This window comes from Gammaproteobacteria bacterium (genome assembly GCA_016195665.1).
Lineage (GTDB): Bacteria > Pseudomonadota > Gammaproteobacteria > SURF-13 > SURF-13 > JACPZD01.
Map to the genome: position 1 here is coordinate 22,594 of JACPZD010000027.1, position 18,917 is coordinate 41,510.

The following is an 18,917-nucleotide window of genomic DNA, read 5'->3' on the forward strand; positions in this document are numbered from 1 at the left end:
CTGTGTACAGATGATGAATACTCTTCCGTTTTTCCCTTTTCTCTTGTATCTGCCGCTAGAGCAGATCCTCGATCGCGCTCACCACGTTCTCGACGGTGAAGCCGAAGTGCTTGAACAGGTCCGGCGCCGGAGCTGACTCGCCGAAGGTGTTGATGCCGATGACCTTGCCGTCGAGACCCACGTATTTGATCCAGCAATCCGTCACACCGGCCTCTACTGCCACGCGCGCGGTGAGGTGCTTCGGCAACACCGATTCACGGTAGGCCTGGTCCTGCGCATCGAACACCTGCGTGCAGGGCATGGAAACCACGCGGATTTTGATGCTGCGCTCATAAAGTTGCTTGGCCGCATCCACCGCGAGTCCGACCTCGGAACCCGTGGCGATGATGATGCCCATGAGGGGCGGCTCTTCCGGCTCATACACTACGTAGCCGCCGCGTTCGATATTGGCGATCTGTTCCTCGCTGCGCGGCTGGTGATTGAGGTTCTGGCGCGAGAACACCAAAGAGCTGGGGCCGCCGGTGTATTCAATCGCGGCCTTCCACGCCACCGCGGACTCCACCGCATCGCACGGACGCCACAGGCGCATGTTCGGAATCACGCGAAGCGTGGCTAGCTGTTCGATAGGCTGATGAGTGGGCCCGTCTTCTCCCAAACCGATTGAGTCGTGCGTGTACACGAAGATCACGCGCTGTTTCATGATCGCCGCCATGCGCAGTGCGTTGCGCGCGTATTCGGAAAAGATCAAAAAGGTGGCGCCGTAGGGGATGAAGCCGCCGTGCAGCGCAATGCCATTCATGATGGCGGACATGCCGAATTCGCGCACGCCGTAGTAAATATAATTGCCATCGGACACCGTGTTGCTGATGCCCTTGGAGCCTTTCCAAATCGTCAGATTGGAGCCCGCGAGATCCGCTGAGCCGCCAATCATCTCGGGCAGCAGCGGGCCGAAGCCATTCAACGTATTCTGCGAGGCCTTGCGCGAGGCGACGGTCTCTGCCTTTGCGTTCACGGCGGCGATAAACTCCTGCGCCTTCGCAGCCCAGTCGGCGGGCAGTTCGCCCTTTAGTCGGCGCTCCAGTTCTGCAGCCAATTCCGGAAATGCCTTCTTATAAGCGGCGAAGCGCTGATTCCACTCGGTCTCGGCCTTCGCGCCCTTGGCGCGCGCATCAAAGCCCTGATAATACTCGTCGGGCATCACAAACGGCTCATGTTTCCAGCCGAGATTTTCACGCGTGGCGGCGACTTCCTTCTCGCCGAGCGCCGCGCCGTGGCAGTCGTGGCTCCCGCACAGATTGGGCGCGCCGAAGCCTATCACGGTCTTACAGCAGATCAGCGACGGTTTGTCGTTCACCGAGCGCGCTTCCATGATGGCCTTTTTCACCGCATCGGGATTGTGCCCGTCCACGCCGGGCGCCACGTGCCAGCCGTAGGCCTCGAAGCGCTTGGGCGTGTCATCGGTGAACCAGCCCTCGACGTGACCGTCTATCGAGATGCCATTGTCGTCGTAAAAGGCAATCAGCTTGCCCAGCCCCCAGGTGCCCGCAAGCGAGCAGGCCTCGTGCGAGATGCCTTCCATCAAACAACCGTCGCCCAGGAATACATAGGTGTAGTGGTCTATGATGGGGTGGCCGTCCTGATTAAACTGGCCGGCCAGTACCTTTTCGGCGAGCGCCATGCCAACCGCGTTGGTGATGCCTTGGCCGAGCGGCCCGGTGGTGGTCTCGATGCCGGGCGCGTAGCCGTATTCAGGATGGCCTGGCGTCTTGGAGTGCAATTGCCGGAAACGCTTTATCTCGTCCATGGGCAGGTCGTAGCCGGAGAGATGCAGCAGCGAGTAGTGCAGCATCGAGCCGTGGCCATTGGACAAAATAAAACGGTCGCGGTCCGGCCATTTGGGATTGGCCGGGTTGTGCCTTAAAAAATCGTTCCACAACACTTCCGCGATGTCGGCCATGCCCATGGGCATGCCGGGATGGCCGGACTTGGCCTTCTCCACCGCGTCCATGCTGAGCACACGGATGGCGTTGGCTAACTCTCTACGGGACGGCATGTATTTCTCCTAAAGATCAAAATAAAATTCTTCCCGGAACTCCGGCGGCTGATACCGCACCATTTGCCTGCACAGCGCCGCTTACTTCACGACGCCGGAGGCTGCGGTCAGCATATGGTAAGCGATGAGCAGTTGAGACAACGCCAGCGGGTGCGACTTCAGCGTCTCGCCGGTGGTGCCGGTGATGGCGCCGATGTCGTCGTTGCGCAGATGATGGTGCTCGCCGGGGATGTAGCTCCACAGTAAATCTTCCAGTTGTTTGGCCTTGGCGTCGGTGATCGCCCCGGAGATCTCAAGCCGGTCCACCGGCAGATCCATGTCCCTGTCCAGCACCAGCTTGAGACCGTTGCCGCCCTCCTCCAGCACCTGGGATAGATCCGGGTGCGTGGGGAGTGTGGGGCGCAATATGATGGAGACATTCAGATGACCGCCGGTTTCTTCCTTATGTTCCGGAGGCGGATAAAAACAGATGACCATGTCGGCCCATTTGCGCTGCGGACGGATAAAGGCCTCGGAGTCGGGCTCACGCATCTTCATCTCCTTGCGCACCGCCTCCGCGGTATGTCCGCGCTTGCTGGTGTCGCGCTTCATCTTCCACTGGAAGCGCAGCTCCTCCGGCGGGGCGAGATAAAGCTTCACGTCGTAGCAATCGCGCATGGCCTTGGTGTAGTAGCCCAACAGGCCCTCGACGATGATGAATTCCTTGGCCTCCACATAGTTGGGCGGATCGAAGTCGCCGGTCGAGTGATTGTAATGCGGCTTGAGGATAGGCTGGCCGTCCTTGAGCAGCTTGAGGTGCTGCTCAATGACGTCCAGGTAATTGCAATCGGGATGCAGCGCGGTCATGCCGAGGCGCGCCCGGTCTACACGGTTATATTTATGGTAATCATCGGTGCAGATCGTGGTGACACGATCCTCCCCTAATACCTGCGCGATACCCTTGGTAATAGTGGTTTTACCGGCGGCGGAATCGCCGACAATGCCCAGTACGATAGGTTTTTTCATCTCACTGCCCTATAAATAATAATTCGTGGGGTATCACCCCTGCGAGCGTACCTGCCCGTAGCCCGTTTGCGGCAGGAAATCATTGATTTCACAGCAGGCAACAACACGCGGCATGTCCCCCAGCGACCTTACTAATGCCCGCTAACCGGGGATGGGAGGTCTCTATGGCAGGTATTCAAACGCCCTTAGCGGCCGCATCGAAGCGACCGCGTCTGGTATTTTCGCTTACCTGCAGCGTTTCGGCAATAGCCCGGCGGGGGAAACGTCTATCCGTGAGATCTAATTATTACCCGGCAACCTGCTCTGACCACTTGATCGAACAGCCCATGCTGGGGATTTGTTCGCGCGGGCCCCGGCCGGTCTCGGCGATCTGTTTCATCGCCTCGAACAAATCACGGTGGGCGTCGGGCGGGGCAGTCTCCTTGCGGCTGGCGTCCAGACGGCCACGGTATTGCAACTCGAGTTTGCTGTTATAACCGAAGAAGTCCGGCGTGCAGACCGCGCCATAGGCCCTGGCGACTTCTTGGGTCTCATCCCAAAGATACGGAAACGGGAAGCCATACTCCTTAGCGACCTTCTGCATGTTCCCGAAAGAATCTTCGGGATACTCCTTGGGATCGTTGGACATGATCGCCACACTTTTGACGCCGTAGCTCAGCAATTCCCTGGCATCGCGCACGATGCGCTCGCGCACCGCCTTCACATAAGGGCAATGGTTGCAGATAAACATGACCAGCAGACCCTTATCGCCCTTGCATTCCGCGAGAGTCCAAATCTTACCGTCCACGCCTGGCAAGGCAAAATCCACTGCCGGACGGCCAAAATCACAAACCGGGGTTTCCAGACTCACCATGGCATATCTCCTAATGTTCAGGCCGAATGAATTCGGCCCTACATGAATGATACTGAAAAAAATTCCGTTTAGGGTAAACTATATAATTTTGACACCGATATAATGCCGTAAGATTAGCAGACGAGGAATAACATGGCGCATACACACACCTTCACCTCTGAGTCGGTCTCCGAGGGACATCCCGACAAGATCGCCGACCAGATCTCCGACGCCGTTCTTGACGCCATTCTGGCGCAGGATACCGCTGCGCGGGTGGCTTGCGAGACCCTGGTGACCACAGGGATGGTCATGATCGCCGGGGAGATCACCACCTCGGCCTGGGTAGACATGCAGGCGGTCGCTCGCCAGACCATCAAGGAGATCGGCTATAACAGCTCGGAGATGGGTTTCGATTGGGAATCCTGCGCCATACTGACCTCGATAGACAAGCAGTCGGCCGACATCGCCATGGGCGTGGACGAGACGAAAGAACACGAGCAGGGCGCGGGCGACCAGGGCCTGATGTTCGGTTACGCCAGCAACGAGACCGACGTGCTGATGCCGGCGCCCATCACCTACGCGCACCGGCTGGTGAAGCGCCAGGCCGAGGTGCGCAAGAACGGCACGCTGCCGTGGCTGCGGCCCGACGCCAAGAGCCAGATCACCTTCCGCTATGTGGATCACAAACCGGTGGGTATAGATGCGGTAGTGCTGTCCACGCAACACAGTCCGGATATCTCCCACAAGGCGCTCCAGGAAGCGGTGATGGACGAGATCATCATGCACGTGCTACCCGCCGAGTGGATCACCAAGGACACCAAGTATTTCATCAACCCCACCGGCCGCTTTGTCATCGGCGGCCCGATGGGCGACTGCGGCCTGACCGGCCGCAAGATCATCGTGGACACTTATGGCGGCATGGCGCGCCACGGCGGCGGCGCGTTTTCCGGCAAGGATCCCTCCAAGGTAGACCGCTCGGCGGCCTACGCCGGCCGCTATGTGGCCAAAAACATCGTCGCGGCGGGGCTCGCCGACCGCTGCGAGATCCAGATCTCCTACGCGATCGGCGTCGCCGAACCGACCTCCATCAACATTGAGACCTTCGGCACCGGCAAGATAGATCAGGCCCAGCTCATCAAGCTGGTGCGCGGACACTTCGATCTGCGCCCGCGCGGACTGATCAAGATGCTCGACCTGCTGCGTCCGATCTACCGCGCAACCGCGGCGTACGGCCACTTCGGGCGCGATGAGGAGAGCTTCAGTTGGGAGCGCACCGACAAGGCCGCGGCGCTGCGCGACGCGGCGGGCCTTAAAGCCGCTTAAGGAAACCAGAGTAGGGTGGGCACGTTTTATGTGCCCACGCGGTAGTGACGAATAATATAATGGTGGGCACAGAAGACGTGCCCACCCTACATCTTCAAGAAAATGGAAAACATATGAGCAGCCAACCCGTTACAAACCTTCACCCCGACTACAAGGTCGCCGATATCAATCTCGCAGATTGGGGCCGCAAGGAAATCGCCATCGCCGAGACCGAAATGCCGGGCCTCATGGCGCTGCGCGAGGAATACGCGGGACAAAAACCGTTACAGGGCGCACGCATCGCGGGCTGTTTGCACATGACCATCCAGACCGCCGTGCTGATGGAGACATTGATCGCGCTTGGCGCCGAGATTCGCTGGTCATCGTGCAACATCTTTTCCACCCAGGATCACGCAGCGGCGGCGATGGCGGCAAACGGCATCCCCACCTTCGCCTGGAAGGGCGAGATCGAAGAGGAGTTCTGGTGGTGCATAGACCAGACTATCTTCGGGCCGAATGGCTGGCGCCCCAACATGATTCTGGACGACGGCGGCGATCTGACCCAGGTGATGCATGAGAAATACCCCGACCTGCTCAAGGATGTGCGCGGGCTGTCCGAGGAAACCACCACCGGCGTGCACCGTTTGTATGAAATGATGAAGGCGGGCGCGCTGAAAGTCCCCGCCATCAACATCAATGACTCGGTCACCAAATCCAAGTTCGACAATTTATACGGCTGCCGCGAATCGCTGGTGGACGGCATCAAGCGCGCCACCGACGTGATGATCGCCGGGAAAATCTGCGTGGTGCTGGGCTACGGCGACGTGGGCAAGGGCTGCGCGCAATCTCTGCGCGGCTTGGGCGCCACGGTGTGGGTCACCGAGATAGACCCGATCTGCGCCTTGCAGGCCGCGATGGAAGGCTACCGTGTGATGCGCATGGACGACGTCGCCGATCAGGCCGACATCTTCGTCACCGCCACCGGCAATATCAACGTGATTACCCTGCAGCACATGCGGCGCATGAAGAACAACGCCATCGTGTGCAATATCGGCCACTTCGATTCCGAGATAGACATCGCCTCCTTACGCCAGTACAAGTGGGAAAACATCAAGCCGCAGGTAGATCACGTGATCTTTCCCGACGGCAAACGCCTCATCGTGCTCGCCGAAGGCCGCCTGGTAAACCTGGGCTGCGGTACGGGGCATCCCAGCTTCGTGATGTCCAACTCCTTCACCAACCAGGTGATGGCGCAGATCGAGCTGTGGCAAAATCATAAAAAATACGAGCGTAAGGTCTACGTGCTGCCGAAGACGTTGGACGAAAAGGTCGCGCGCCTGCACTTGAAAAAGCTCGGCGCCAAACTCACCGAGCTTACACCGAAGCAGGCGGAGTATCTGAGCATCTCCGTCAACGGGCCGTACAAGCCGGAACACTACAGGTACTAACGGCAGATACAAGATAAAAGATTCAAGATACAAGTAAAACGACAAACACGGCAACCCTTGTATCTTTTCCCTTGTATCTTGTATCTGTTTCTCTATGCAATCCCAAAAACAACACGAACGGGTCTTCAGCTTCGAATTCTTCCCGCCCAAAAACGAGGACGCCGCCGTCAAGCTGCGTGAAGCACGCAACGCACTCGCCAACCTCAAACCGCGTTTCTTTTCCGTGACCTTCGGCGCGGGCGGCAGCACGCGCGACCGCACCCTGGAAACCGTGGTCGAGGTACGAAAGTCCGGCCTGCAAGCCGCGCCGCACTTGTCCTGCATCGCCTCCACCCGCGCCGAACTGCGCGAACTGCTGAGCACCTATAAACAGCACGGCATCCGCCACATCGTGGCGCTGCGCGGCGACCTCCCCGCGGGAGCGAGCAAGCCCGGTGAACTGCCCTATGCGCGCGACCTGGTCGAGTTTATCCGCGCCGAGACGGGCGATCATTTTCACATCGAGGTGGCCGCCTATCCGGAGTTTCACCCGGAGGCGCACGACGCCGCGCACGATTTACAAAACTTCAAGCGCAAAGTCGAGGCGGGCGCAAACAGCGCCATGACGCAATATTTTTACAACGCGGACGCCTATTACCGCTTTGTGGAAAGCTGTGAAAAGATGGGTATCACATTGCCCATCGTGCCCGGCATCATGCCTATTACCCATTACGTTCAGCTCGCCCGCTTCTCCGACCGCTGCGGCGCGGAAATTCCGCGCTGGCTGCGCAAACGCCTCGAAGCCTTTGGCGACGACGCCGCATCACTGCGCGCCTTCGGTCTCGACGTCGTGAGCGAACTGTGCCGCGCACTGCTCGACGCGGGCGCGCCGGGCCTGCACTTCTACACCATGAACCAGGCTGCGCCCACGATTGCGATTTGGAATAATCTGCGGCTGGGTCAATGAAAGGCAGGTACAAGATAAAAGATACAAGATACAAGAAAAACGACGAACATTTTTCCCTTGTATCTTTTCCCTTGTATCTTGTATCTGTTTTTCCATGACCAACGACGAGTTCTCGCGGCGCGATCTTGCCGTACTATGGCACCCTTGCACGCAGATGAAGGATCACGAGCAGTTCCCGCTCATCCCTGTCAAACGCGCGCAAGGCGTGTGGCTGGAAGACTACGACGGCAAGCGTTACCTCGACGCGATTAGTTCGTGGTGGGTGAACCTGTTCGGTCACTGTAATCTGCGCATCAACGCGGCGTTACGCGATCAACTAGATCAATTGGATCACGTGCTGCTTGCCGGCTTTACTCATGAGCCTGTCATTGAGCTTTCAGAACGATTGATTCGGCTTGCACCCGCAGGGCTCACGCGCTGCTTTTATGCCGATAGCGGCTCGGCTGCGGTGGAGATTGCGCTCAAGATGAGTTTCCACTATTGGCGCAATCTGGGGCAAACCGGGAAAACAAAATTTATTACCCTCAGCAACAGCTACCACGGCGAAACCCTGGGCGCGCTGGCGGTAAGCAACGTGCCGCTCTATAAGGAAACCTATGCGCCGCTGTTGATGGATGTCATCAGCATAACCTCACCGGACTGTTTTTATCGAGAAGCTGGCGAAAGCTGTAGCGACTATTCAAGGCGCATGTTTGCTCATATGGAGCAGGCCTTGGAGAAGCATGCGACAGAGGCCTGTGCGGTTATCGTCGAGCCGCTGGTGCAGTGCGCGGGCGGCATGCGCATGTATGACCCGGTTTATTTAACCCTGCTGCGCGAAGCCTGCGACCGCCACGGCGTACACCTCATTGCCGACGAGGTTGCCGTGGGCTTTGGCCGCACCGGAAAGATGTTTGCGTGTGAACACGCGGCGGTGACACCGGACTTTCTTTGTTTGGGCAAAGGCCTGACCGGAGGCTATCTGCCGCTCTCCGCCGTGCTTACCACGGACAGGATTTATCTGGCCTTTTACGGCGATTACGCCACACGCAAGGCCTTTTTGCACTCGCACAGTTACACGGGGAATCCGCTGGCCTGCCGCGCGGCGCTGGCGACACTGGATATTTTTGAGCAAGACAAGGTGCTGGAACACAATCAGACACTCGCACGGGCGATGCGCGACGCCACCGCACAGCTCTCAAATCACCCGCACGTCGCCGAGGTACGCCAGACGGGCATGATACTCGCCATTGAGATGATTAAGGATAAAGCCACCCGCACACCCTACCCGTGGCAAGAGCGGCGCGGGTTATCCGTGTATCGCAATGCGCTAGAACAAGGGGTTTTGTTGCGGCCGCTCGGCGATGTGATTTACTTCATGCCACCGTATGTGATTACGCCGGAACAGATAGGCCATCTGACCAATGTCACCCGGCAGGCGATCAATGTTGCGACCCAGGATTGACGGAGGCATTGGTTGGGGGCATAAAGTCTCACCCCTAGCCCCTGTCTCATAACGGATTGTCGAGAAAATACCGGTCCATGACCTGGCGCGCCACCGGGGCGGCGGCGGTGGAGCCGTGACTGCCGTTCTCGACGATCACCGCGACAGCGATGCGCGGATCGTCGGCGGGGGCGAAGGCGATAAACAGGGCGTGATCGCGGAGCCGCTCGGCGACCTTCCCCTGCACATATTTTTCATCCTGTTTGACGCCGAAAACCTGCGCCGTGCCGGTCTTGCCGGCGATTGTGTACTGCGCGTCCAGCCCAATCCTGCGTGCCGTACCATGCTCGCTGTGCACCACCCGCACCATTGCATCAACTACGCTCTGCCAATGCGCGGGATTGACGATGGTGACTTGCTCCAGAGGTTCGCCGGCCAAAGGGGTCAACGCATGGCTGACAGAGTCCTCGACCGCCTTGACCAGTGCGGGCGGCCAGCGCTTGCCGCGATTGGCGAGGGTGGCGGTGGCCACCGCCAGTTGCAGAGGCGTCACCAGGGTGTAGCCCTGGCCGATCCCGGCGATCAGCGTCTCGCCCGGATACCAGGGCTGGTTATGGACACGGCGTTTCCATTCCGGTGAGGGGATGAGGCCCTCCAGTTCCCCTGTGACGTCTATGCCGGTCTTGACGCCGAAGCCGAAGCGGGTCAAAAAATCGTGCAGCCGGTCTATGCCGAGAGCATGCGCCAAGGTGTAGAAATACACATCACAGGACTCGACGATGGCCTTGTCGAGGCTGACCGAGCCGTGACCGCCGTGTTTCCAGTCACGATACTGGTGCGCCTGTCCCGTGAGGGTATAAAAGCCAGGGCAGAAAGCATTTTGGTCGAGGCTGATCTCTTTCATCTCCAGCCCGCCCAGGCCGACAAAGGGTTTGATCGTGGAGCCGGGCGGATAAGCGCCACGCAGCGCGCGGTTGTACAAGGGTTGATCGGGTGAATTGTGCAGGGCGTCGTAGCTCTTGCTGTCTATGCCGTTGACGAACGGGTTAGGGTCATAGCCCGGCATGCTGACGAACGCCAGCACTGACCCGTCGCGCGGATTGAGCGCCACCACCGCGCCGCGATTCTGTCCCAGCGCCTGTTCCGCGACAGCCTGTAGGCGGGCGTCCATATTAAGATGGAGGTTTTGCCCGGCCTGGGGCGGTGTGGTTGCCAAGACTCTGAGCCTGCGGCCCTGGGCATTGGTTTCCACCTGCTCGAATCCCACCCGGCCGTGGAGAATCTCTTCGTACGATTTTTCCACGCCGGTCTTGCCTATGTGGGTAGTGCCGCTGTAGTTGGAAGTATCCAAATCGCCGAGCTCTTCTTCGCTGATCCGGCCTACATAACCGATCGCGTGCACACCCAATGCCCCCAAGGGATAATGGCGGGAGAGACCGGCCGCCACATCCACACCGGGAAAGCGCGGGCGGTTGACCGCGAAGCGCGCGACCTCCTCCTCGCTCAGACGAAAACGCAGCGGCACGCCTTTGGCGCTGCGTTTTTGCGCTAGCGCCTTACGGAAGCGCTTGATGTCGGCATCCGTAAGCGCGACGATTTCCCGCAGGGCAACCAGGGTCGCGTCCAGATCGGGGACCTGTTCGGGGACGATCTCCAGGCTGTAGGCCGGCAGGTTCTGGGCCAGCACCACCCCGTTACGGTCGTAGATCAAACCGCGGCCAGGCGGCAGCGCCGCGAGGGTGATACGGTTATTTTGCGAGAGTGTGGCGTAGTGTTCGTGGTAGACGATTTGCAGATACACCAGCCGTACGATGACCAGCGCCATCAAGGAAAGCACAGCCGCGACCGCGACAACCACCCGCCGGTTGAACAACCGGGCCTCGTGGATGCGATCGCGGATCGAGTTTTCGGGGGCTACGCGGGTGTCTATCATTATTGTGTAGGGCCGAATTCATTCGGCCTAGCCATGCGAATGAATTCGCACCTACCCGTTTGTAACATAGCGGCGGCGCAGATCGCGCAGTAGGAAAAACACCCATGGCCATAGCAACATGCTGGTGAGCGCGGGGAGCCAGTATTTCCAACTACGCGGCGGCTGGCCGATGACCCCCTGCACCCAGAGATTCAGCATCTGCTCCATGATGATGAGCAGCATGACCATGAACGCCTGCTGCCACACCGGAAACAGACGCGCCTGACGGTGCAGTTTGATGGCGATGTAAGCCACCACCGCCAGGGCCAGGGCGTGTTGTCCCAGCAAGGCGCCGTTTATTACGTCGAGCAATATCCCCATCACCCAGGCGATGCCGACTCCCACCCGCTCGGGCACAGCCAGACACCAATAAATCAGCACCAGCGCCACCCACTCCGGCCGGTACACCTGGGCGGCGGCGGGCATGGGAAGCAGGGTAAGCAGCAACGCGCTCACCAGGCTCAACGCAATCACCCAACCGCCGGTGTAGCGCGCGCTCACTCAATCGGTCCTTCTGATTCCGGAGGTGGAGAAATCTCTGCAGCAGGTGGGGCCGGATTCACCGGCGCGGGTGGTGCAACCACAGGCGCTGTGGGTACCGGCGGGGGTGTAACCGCAACCTTCGGCGGCGCGGCTTCTGTGACGACCAGCAACACCTCGCGGCTGCGTTCGATATGCGCGGCAGGCACGGCGCTGACGCGCGCGAAGGAGAGGCCGGGCTGGTTTTCCACCGCGACGATGGTGGCGACGGGATAAGAAGGCGGAAAGCGCCCGCCTAAACCGGAGGTGACCAGCAGGTCGCCGACCCGCACGTCGGCATTCTTGGTGATATAAGGAATGTCGAGGCGATTAAATGAGCCGGTTCCGACCGCGAGGGCGCGCAGACCGTTGCGATTGATCTGCACCGGCAGCGCGTGACTGGGATCGGTGATGAGCACCGCGGTGCTGGTGAGAGGTCCGGCATGCAGTACCTGACCCATCACGCCATCGGCGTCCAACAGCGGCTGGCCGGCCTTGACTCCGTCACGCGAACCCTTGTTAAGCAGGATCTGATGCCGGAACGGATCCATGTCCACCTGCAACAGCTCGGCCACCAGCAGGCGTTCGCGGATTTGCAATGACGACTGCAAGAGGTCTCTCAGCCGCTTGTTTTCGGTCTCCAGGGCGGCGAATTTTTGCAACCGGCCCTTGAGCAGCAGATTCTGCTCGCGCAGTCCGGTGTTTTGATCCAGCAGCGCATTGCGGCTGGACAGGTTTTCGCCGGCCCAGTTACCCGCCCTGGCCGTCAGGTCAACGATATATTGCAGCGGATAGACAGCCAGGGAGAGGCCCGCCCGCACCTCGCCCAGCAGGTGCAGGCGATGGTCCAAGGTCATCAGAATAATCGAGGCGGCGCACAAAATGAACAGCCGCAGACCGGTCGCCGGACCGTAAACAAACAGGGGCTTCATGTGACGCTGAAAGAGAGGAGAACTCATCGCTTAATCCGCCCCATTAGCGGCGCCTGACCCTATAGGGTTTGCAGTGGCGCAGATCAAGTATCCGTCAATCGTTCAACAACACCTCGCGGCCGAGCTCGTTGATCATCTCCAGGGCCATCCCGCCGCCGCGCGCCACGCAGGTCAGCGGGTCCTCTGCGATGATCACAGGCAGGCCGGTCTCCTCCATGAGCAATTTGTCCAGATCCCGCAACAAGGCCCCGCCGCCGGTGAGCACCATACCGCGCTCCGCGACATCGGCGCCCAGTTCCGGCGGAGTCTGCTCCAGCGCCGTGCGCACCGCGCTGACGATACCGGACAGCGGTTCCTGCAGGGCCTCGAGGATCTCGTTGCTGTTCAAGGTGAAACTGCGCGGCACACCCTCGGCCTGATTGCGGCCCCACACCTCGATCTCGCGCACCTCATTGCCGGGAAAGGCCGCGCCGATCTTGTGTTTGATGTCCTCTGCGGTCTGCTCGCCGATCAGGCTGCCGTAATTGCGGCGTACATAATTGATGATGGCTTCATCAAAGCGGTCTCCGCCGATGCGCACCGAGGCCGAGTAAACCACGCCGTTGAGGGAGATGATGGCCACCTCGGAGGTACCGCCGCCGATATCAAGCACCATCGAGCCGCGCGCCTCGCCGATCGGCAGGCCCGCGCCGATGGCCGCCGCCATGGGCTCTTCGATCAAATAGACCTCGCGGGCCCCGGCCCCGGCGGCGGCTTCCTTGATCGCACGCCGCTCCACCTGGGTGGAACCGCACGGGACGCTCACCAGCACCCGCGGGCTCGGGCGTAAGAACTTGTTTTTATGTATCTTATGGATAAAGTGCTGCAACATTTTCTCGGTCACAGTGAAGTCGGCGATCACGCCATCTTTGAGGGGGCGGACGGCGTTGATACTGCCGGGGGTGCGGCCCAGCATGCGTTTGGCCTCCATACCCACGGCGAGGATGGTCTTCGGCCCCTGCGAGCCGCGCTCCAGGCGGATTGCAACCACCGAAGGCTCATTGAGAACGATACCCTGGCCACGCACATAGATCAGGGTATTGGCGGTGCCCAGGTCAATAGAGAGGTCGTTGGAGAACAGACCTCGGAAACGTCCAATCATCAGCAGATAATCCTTTATTGAGTAAATGCTCCACTGTATCAATGCAGGGGGATTTGGGCAAGCTGCTAAAGTGTGATAAGGTTTCACGGCCTGAACGCTTGACAATAGCCTGGAATAGATACATGACCTTAGCCGCCTCCGACATAGAAAAGATCGCCCACCTGGCGCGGCTCTCCATCAGCCCGCAAGACATCCCCAGCTACGCGCGTAATCTCTCGAATATCATAGAGTTGGTTGAGCAGATGAGCAGCGTGGATAGCGCGCAAGTCACGCCCATGGCGCATCCGCTGGACATGCCCGCCCGCCTGCGCCCGGACGAAATCACCGAGACCAACCAGCGCGAGGCATTCCAGGCGATTGCGCCTGCGGTCAACGCCGGGCTGTATCTGGTGCCTAAAGTTATAGAATGAGGGAAAAGGGAAAAGATACAAGGGGAAAGGGCATTAAGGAGACGTGTAGGCGTATTGTTCTTTTCCCTTTTTCCTTTCCCCTTTTCCCTGTTATAAATAATACATATGCACACCAAAACCCTAGCCGAATTATCGCGTGCCCTGCAAAAGCGCGAGATCTCCAGTGTAGATCTGACGCGCGCCTATCTTGAGCGCGTCGCGCGGCACAATTCCGCACTCAATTGTTACATCAGCGTCACAGCGGAACAGGCCTTGGCGCAGGCGCAGGCCGCCGATGCGCGCCTTGCAAAAAATGAGGGCGGCGCGCTCACCGGCATCCCCATTGCGCAGAAAGACATTTTTTGCACTAAAGGCGTGAAGACCAGTTGCGGCTCCAAGATGCTCGACAACTTCACCGCTCCGTATGACGCAACCACGGTCGAGCGTTTTAATCAGGCCGGCGCAATCATGCTCGGCAAGACCAACATGGACGAGTTCGCCATGGGTTCCTCCAACGAGACCAGTTACTACGGCCCGGTGAAAAATCCGTGGGATCTCGCCGCCGTACCCGGCGGATCTTCGGGCGGTTCCGCCGCGGCCGTGGCCGCACGTCTTGCTCCTGCGGCGACAGGCACCGACACCGGCGGCTCCATCCGCCAACCGGCGGCGCTGTGCAACCTCACAGGCTTGAAGCCGACGTACGGCAGAGTGTCGCGCTACGGTATGATCGCTTTCGCCTCCAGTCTGGATCAGGGCGGCCCGATGGCCCGCAGCGCGGAGGACTGCGCCCTGCTGTTGCAAGTGATGGCGGGCTTTGACCCGCGTGACTCCACCAGCGTAGATCGTCCCGTGCCCGACTACTCGGCGGCTCTCAATGAATCCATCAAAGGTTTGCATATCGGCCTGCCCAAAGAATATTTTGCCGAGGGTCTCGACCCAAACGTCGCCGCCGTCATTAACACGGCAATCAAGGCATATGAAAAACTCGGTGCGACCGTTAAAGAGATCAGCCTGCCCAACACCCATCTCGCCGTGCCGACCTATTACGTGATTGCCCCCGCGGAATGTTCGTCTAATCTGTCACGCTTTGACGGCGTGCGCTTCGGCTACCGCTGCAAAGACCCCAGGGATCTCGAAGATTTGTACAAACGCTCGCGCGGCGAAGGGTTCGGCGCAGAGGTCCAGCGCCGCATCATGATCGGCACCTATGTACTGTCCGCCGGATACTACGACGCTTATTACCTCAAGGCGCAAAGACTGCGCCGTCTCATCAGCGACGATTTCAAAAAGGCCTTTGCCGAGGTGGACGTCGTCATGGGACCGACATCTCCCACGCCAGCCTTCAATCTCGGCGAGAAGACTAACGACCCAGTGACCATGTACCTGTCCGACATCTACACCATCGCCGCCAACCTCGCCGGGCTGCCGGGCATGTCTATACCGGCAGGTTTCGTGGGCCAGCGTCCGGTAGGTTTACAGATCATCGGCAATTATTTCGACGAGGCGCGCTTGCTGAACGTCGCGCATCAATATCAACAAATCACCGATTGGCATGCACGCATGCCGCAGGGTTTTGAGTAAACAAGTATGGAATGGGAAACCGTCATCGGTCTTGAAATACACGCCCAGCTCGCCACGAAAAGCAAAATCTTTTCCGGCGCGCCGATCGTCTATGGGGCGCCGCCCAACACGCAGGCCTGCGCGGTGGATCTCGGCCTGCCGGGCGTGCTGCCGGTACTGAACGCAGAAGCCGTGCGCATGGCGGTGAAGTTCGGTCTCGCGGTCGGCGCCAGGATTGCGCCGCGTTCGATCTTTGCGCGTAAAAATTATTTCTACCCGGATCTCCCCAAGGGTTACCAGATCAGCCAATACGAACTGCCGGTGGTGGCGCAAGGCAGTATCGAGATTGAACTCGAAGACGGCGGCGCCAAGACCATCGGCATTACCCGCGCACACCTCGAAGAAGACGCCGGCAAATCGCTGCACGAAGACTTCCACGGCATGACGGGGATAGACCTCAATCGCGCCGGCACGCCGCTGTTGGAGATCGTCTCTGAACCCGATATGCGCTCCGCCAAAGAGGCGGTCGCCTACATGAAAAAAATCCATTCGCTGGTGCGCTATCTGGAAATCTGCGACGGCAACATGCAGGAAGGTTCGTTCCGTTGCGACGCCAACGTCTCGGTGCGACCCAAGGGCCAGCATGAATTCGGCACCCGCGCGGAGTTGAAAAACATCAACTCATTCCGCTTTGTCGAGAAGGCGATCAACTACGAGGTGCAGCGTCAGATTGAATTGATCGAGGGCGGTGGCAGCGTGGTGCAAGAGACCCGTCTCTACGACGCGGACAAGGACGAAACGCGCCCGATGCGTTCCAAGGAAGAGGCGAACGACTACCGCTATTTCCCCGATCCTGATTTGCTGCCGCTGGAAATCGAGAGCGCCTTTATTGAGCAGGTCAGAAAATCTTTACCCGAACTGCCGGACGAAAAGAAGCGGCGTTTTATGAGCGAGCACGGCTTGTCGGTCTACGAGGCGGGTGTGCTCACCTCAAGCCGCGAGGTGGCCAATTATTACGAGGCCACTCTGCACGCCGGCGGTGGGGAAGCGAAGCTTTGCGCCAACTGGGTGATGGGCGAATTGCTGGGGGCGTTGAACAAAGACAATCTCGACATCACGGCCAGCCCGATCAGCCCGGAACAACTCGGCGGCATGTTGCGGCGCATCACCGACAACACGATCTCGGGCAAGATCGCCAAGCAAGTCTTCGAGGCCATGTGGAACAAAGAGGGCGACGCCGATACGGTTATTAAAAAGAAGGGGCTCCAACAAGTCACCGACAGCGGTGCGATTGAAAAGGTGATAACTGAAGTGATCGCAAAGTTTCCCGAACAGCTCGCGCAATACCGCAGCGGTCAGGAAAAATTATTCACCTTCTTTGTCGGCCAGGTGATGAAGGCGAGCCAAGGCAAGGCCAACCCGGCGCAGGTCAACGATTTGCTCAAAGAGAAACTTAAACCGTAACAACGCCAATGGCTTATCGTCCGTGAGATCAAGGACTACACCCCGCCCGGCACGGCGCCAAATGCGCTGACGGCTCCCAAGGGTGAAGCAGGACAGGCCAAGATGCATCTGCTTGATACGCGGTGAGCAGGTCAACAACGTGGAAATAGCCGATCTGACCCACCGGAACTGGACTGGCGCTTCGACTATGCGATGATCTGGGGTGTGATGCTGGTGATTGTGATCGGGATGCTGGCGTACTTCCGCCGCAAGCGTTGGATGTGAATCAGATTGAACCCATGGAATTCAGTCCAGCACCAGGCCGTCCGGCATGATACTCAGGTGACCGTGCCGTGAGCGGCGTACGACCGAGATGCCGAGATGCTCGGCGGTGCGTACATTGATGAGCAGGGAGACATCGCTTAACGGGGCAACGGCCGGCCTTTTGTCAGGTTGCAGCAGGCGCTCCAGCGCCATGTCGGCGAGACGCTCCCCCAGGCGCGCATAGTCGGGAAGAAATGCAAACAGGACGCCTCTTTTGGCGTGCGCCGGATTTTCGGAAAACAACACTATCTTATTTTTCCAGGCAAACTCCAGCAAGAAGTCAAGAATCACCTCCCCCTGCGCATCGAACACATCATCGCACAACCAAATTGCATCATGCTGATCGAGCTTTTTCGCCAGCAACCCCCGGTAGGCTTGCATGCGGGCGCTCATGGCCGGTACGCCCACTGGGTAATCGAACAGCTCCAACCCTAACGGCCCGGCAGCCTGACGCCCCTGATCGGCGAGACAGGCATAACTCCCCTCGAAAAATACCCTGTGCACGCGCTGGATCTCCGGTGTAAACGCCTCCATCCGCGACAAAGCCACATCAGGATCGGTGCGAAAGGTGATCCCGGACACGCCGGGGTGGAGCGTAGCGGGATTCAATATCGCCGCCCCGGCGATGACCGGCAAAACGCCATCCAATTTTTCCGCCGCCTCCACACCGCGCCAGCCCAGCGCGATGACGGCGTCAACATGCTGTTCCTGCAACCGCTTCTTTAAGGCGTATAATTCAGTGTTATGTTTGAGAGTAACACGTGTCAGGCGGCCACCCGCCCGCCTTTCGATCCCTTTCACGATTTCTGAAAATACCTCGCTGTAAGACGCAGACGTCCCGGGAATGAGGACCGCGAGCGATACCGGTTCTGCGCTGGCAGGCCCCGTCACGAGCTGTAACACGCCCAAAGCTGGAAGCACATATTTTTTATAAGTCCCCACCGCCGCACGGCCTGTTGACGCCCAGCTACCCCACGTGACCTTGATGCAGCACCCTCATAATGAGCCATTATTGCGCTATACACAACTATTATCAATATCTAATTGCGTGTGGCGCTTTGCATGGGCCGTGCATTATTGGCACATTTCAACTATGAACATTACACGCACCGAGCTGGGCTCCACCCTACGGCGGCTGAGACTGGCCCGTGGACTGACGTTAGCCGATATCGCCTATGCCGCAGGCACCGACCCGGCCAACATATCGAGACTGGAGCGCGGCATGCAGGGCTACAGCGACCAACTGTTGACCGCCATCGCGGACCTCTTCGGCATGCGCATGTGGGAATTATTCAAGGAGGCGGAAGGTCGGCCCGTGCATCAGGTCCGGGAAGAGCACGGCCATTACGGCGCCGTGCCGGCGAAGCAGTTACAACTGGTGAGTCAACGCTATGTCCATGCCTCACCCGCCGCACGCAGGCTGATTGATAGGACGGTCAAGCTGGCGGCCTCCGGCAAGCTGTCCGACCAGGCCGCGGCCAGCCTGCTGACACTGCTGCGCAGCCTCTCGAAAACCGCTGCAAAAAAACCAAAATCGAAAAAGGGTAAGCGGAAACCCCGCTAAGGAACACAAAACACCTCACCGCAGAGGACGCGGAGGAGCCTTTTCAACAACTGGCTTGATATTT

General features: G+C 59.1%; 16 protein-coding genes. 8 read left to right on the forward strand and 8 right to left on the reverse strand.

The features are described from left to right. Window positions 1-55 precede the first annotated feature (55 nt). The 3 genes from tkt to HY028_07620 form a co-directional block, all read right to left on the reverse strand. The gene (gene tkt, locus HY028_07610; protein ID MBI3344700.1) at window positions 56-2,053 is read right to left on the reverse strand and encodes a transketolase; all 1,998 of its coding nucleotides are present in this window, start codon (window positions 2,051-2,053) and stop codon (window positions 56-58) included. Between the two features lie 81 nt (window positions 2,054-2,134). Further along, on the reverse strand, window positions 2,135-3,058 hold the full coding sequence (locus HY028_07615) for a phosphoribulokinase (protein MBI3344701.1): 924 nt from the start codon (window positions 3,056-3,058) through the stop codon (window positions 2,135-2,137). 286 nt (window positions 3,059-3,344) lie between these two features. Beyond that, window positions 3,345-3,911: a thioredoxin family protein gene (locus HY028_07620; GenBank protein ID MBI3344702.1), complete on the reverse strand. Its 567-nt coding sequence runs from the start codon at window positions 3,909-3,911 to the stop codon at window positions 3,345-3,347. A gap of 132 nt (window positions 3,912-4,043) precedes the next feature. Between HY028_07620 and HY028_07625 the strand changes: the two genes are divergently transcribed. From HY028_07625 to HY028_07640, 4 genes are all read left to right on the forward strand, one after another. Next, window positions 4,044-5,213: a methionine adenosyltransferase gene (locus HY028_07625; protein ID MBI3344703.1), complete on the forward strand. Its 1,170-nt coding sequence runs from the start codon at window positions 4,044-4,046 to the stop codon at window positions 5,211-5,213. 113 nt (window positions 5,214-5,326) lie between these two features. Next, on the forward strand, window positions 5,327-6,640 hold the full coding sequence (locus tag HY028_07630) for an adenosylhomocysteinase (GenBank protein ID MBI3344704.1): 1,314 nt from the start codon (window positions 5,327-5,329) through the stop codon (window positions 6,638-6,640). Window positions 6,641-6,734: 94 nt separating this feature from the next. Further along, a complete protein-coding gene (gene metF / locus HY028_07635) occupies window positions 6,735-7,586 on the forward strand; it encodes a methylenetetrahydrofolate reductase [NAD(P)H] (GenBank protein ID MBI3344705.1) in 852 nt (283 codons plus the stop codon). A 94-nt stretch (window positions 7,587-7,680) separates the two neighbouring features. After that, a complete protein-coding gene (locus HY028_07640) occupies window positions 7,681-9,030 on the forward strand; it encodes an adenosylmethionine--8-amino-7-oxononanoate transaminase (protein MBI3344706.1) in 1,350 nt (449 codons plus the stop codon). A gap of 46 nt (window positions 9,031-9,076) precedes the next feature. Here the strand turns inward: HY028_07640 and mrdA are convergent, their stop codons facing one another. The 4 genes from mrdA to HY028_07660 all read right to left on the reverse strand — a co-directional run bounded on the left by mrdA (window position 9,077) and on the right by HY028_07660 (window position 13,573). Beyond that, a complete protein-coding gene (mrdA, locus tag HY028_07645; GenBank protein MBI3344707.1) occupies window positions 9,077-10,942 on the reverse strand; it encodes a penicillin-binding protein 2 in 1,866 nt (621 codons plus the stop codon). A 51-nt stretch (window positions 10,943-10,993) separates the two neighbouring features. Continuing rightward, complete coding sequence (gene mreD / locus HY028_07650; protein ID MBI3344708.1) at window positions 10,994-11,482, reverse strand: rod shape-determining protein MreD; 489 nt, start codon at window positions 11,480-11,482, stop codon at window positions 10,994-10,996. Continuing rightward, complete coding sequence (gene mreC, locus HY028_07655; GenBank protein ID MBI3344709.1) at window positions 11,479-12,459, reverse strand: rod shape-determining protein MreC; 981 nt, start codon at window positions 12,457-12,459, stop codon at window positions 11,479-11,481. The genes mreD and mreC overlap by 4 nt, the downstream gene beginning before the upstream one ends. 67 nt (window positions 12,460-12,526) lie before the next feature. Further along, window positions 12,527-13,573: a rod shape-determining protein gene (locus tag HY028_07660; GenBank protein MBI3344710.1), complete on the reverse strand. Its 1,047-nt coding sequence runs from the start codon at window positions 13,571-13,573 to the stop codon at window positions 12,527-12,529. 122 nt (window positions 13,574-13,695) lie between these two features. Between HY028_07660 and gatC the strand changes: the two genes are divergently transcribed. The 3 genes from gatC to gatB all read left to right on the forward strand — a co-directional run bounded on the left by gatC (window position 13,696) and on the right by gatB (window position 16,986). Continuing rightward, window positions 13,696-13,983 carry an Asp-tRNA(Asn)/Glu-tRNA(Gln) amidotransferase subunit GatC gene (gene gatC, locus HY028_07665; protein MBI3344711.1) on the forward strand — a complete coding sequence of 96 codons (288 nt, stop codon included), beginning with the start codon at window positions 13,696-13,698 and terminating at the stop codon, window positions 13,981-13,983. A gap of 105 nt (window positions 13,984-14,088) precedes the next feature. Next, a complete protein-coding gene (gene gatA / locus HY028_07670; GenBank protein ID MBI3344712.1) occupies window positions 14,089-15,543 on the forward strand; it encodes an Asp-tRNA(Asn)/Glu-tRNA(Gln) amidotransferase subunit GatA in 1,455 nt (484 codons plus the stop codon). 6 nt (window positions 15,544-15,549) lie between these two features. Next, window positions 15,550-16,986 (forward strand): Asp-tRNA(Asn)/Glu-tRNA(Gln) amidotransferase subunit GatB, encoded by a 1,437-nt coding sequence (gene gatB, locus HY028_07675; protein MBI3344713.1) that lies wholly within the window; start codon window positions 15,550-15,552, stop codon window positions 16,984-16,986. 285 nt (window positions 16,987-17,271) lie between these two features. On the opposite strand, the gene HY028_07680 is transcribed toward gatB, so the two are convergent. Beyond that, a complete protein-coding gene (locus tag HY028_07680; protein MBI3344714.1) occupies window positions 17,272-18,231 on the reverse strand; it encodes a hypothetical protein in 960 nt (319 codons plus the stop codon). A gap of 151 nt (window positions 18,232-18,382) precedes the next feature. Here HY028_07680 and HY028_07685 point away from each other — a divergent pair, with 151 nt between their 5' ends. Further along, window positions 18,383-18,853: a helix-turn-helix domain-containing protein gene (locus HY028_07685; GenBank protein MBI3344715.1), complete on the forward strand. Its 471-nt coding sequence runs from the start codon at window positions 18,383-18,385 to the stop codon at window positions 18,851-18,853. Window positions 18,854-18,917 lie beyond the last annotated feature (64 nt).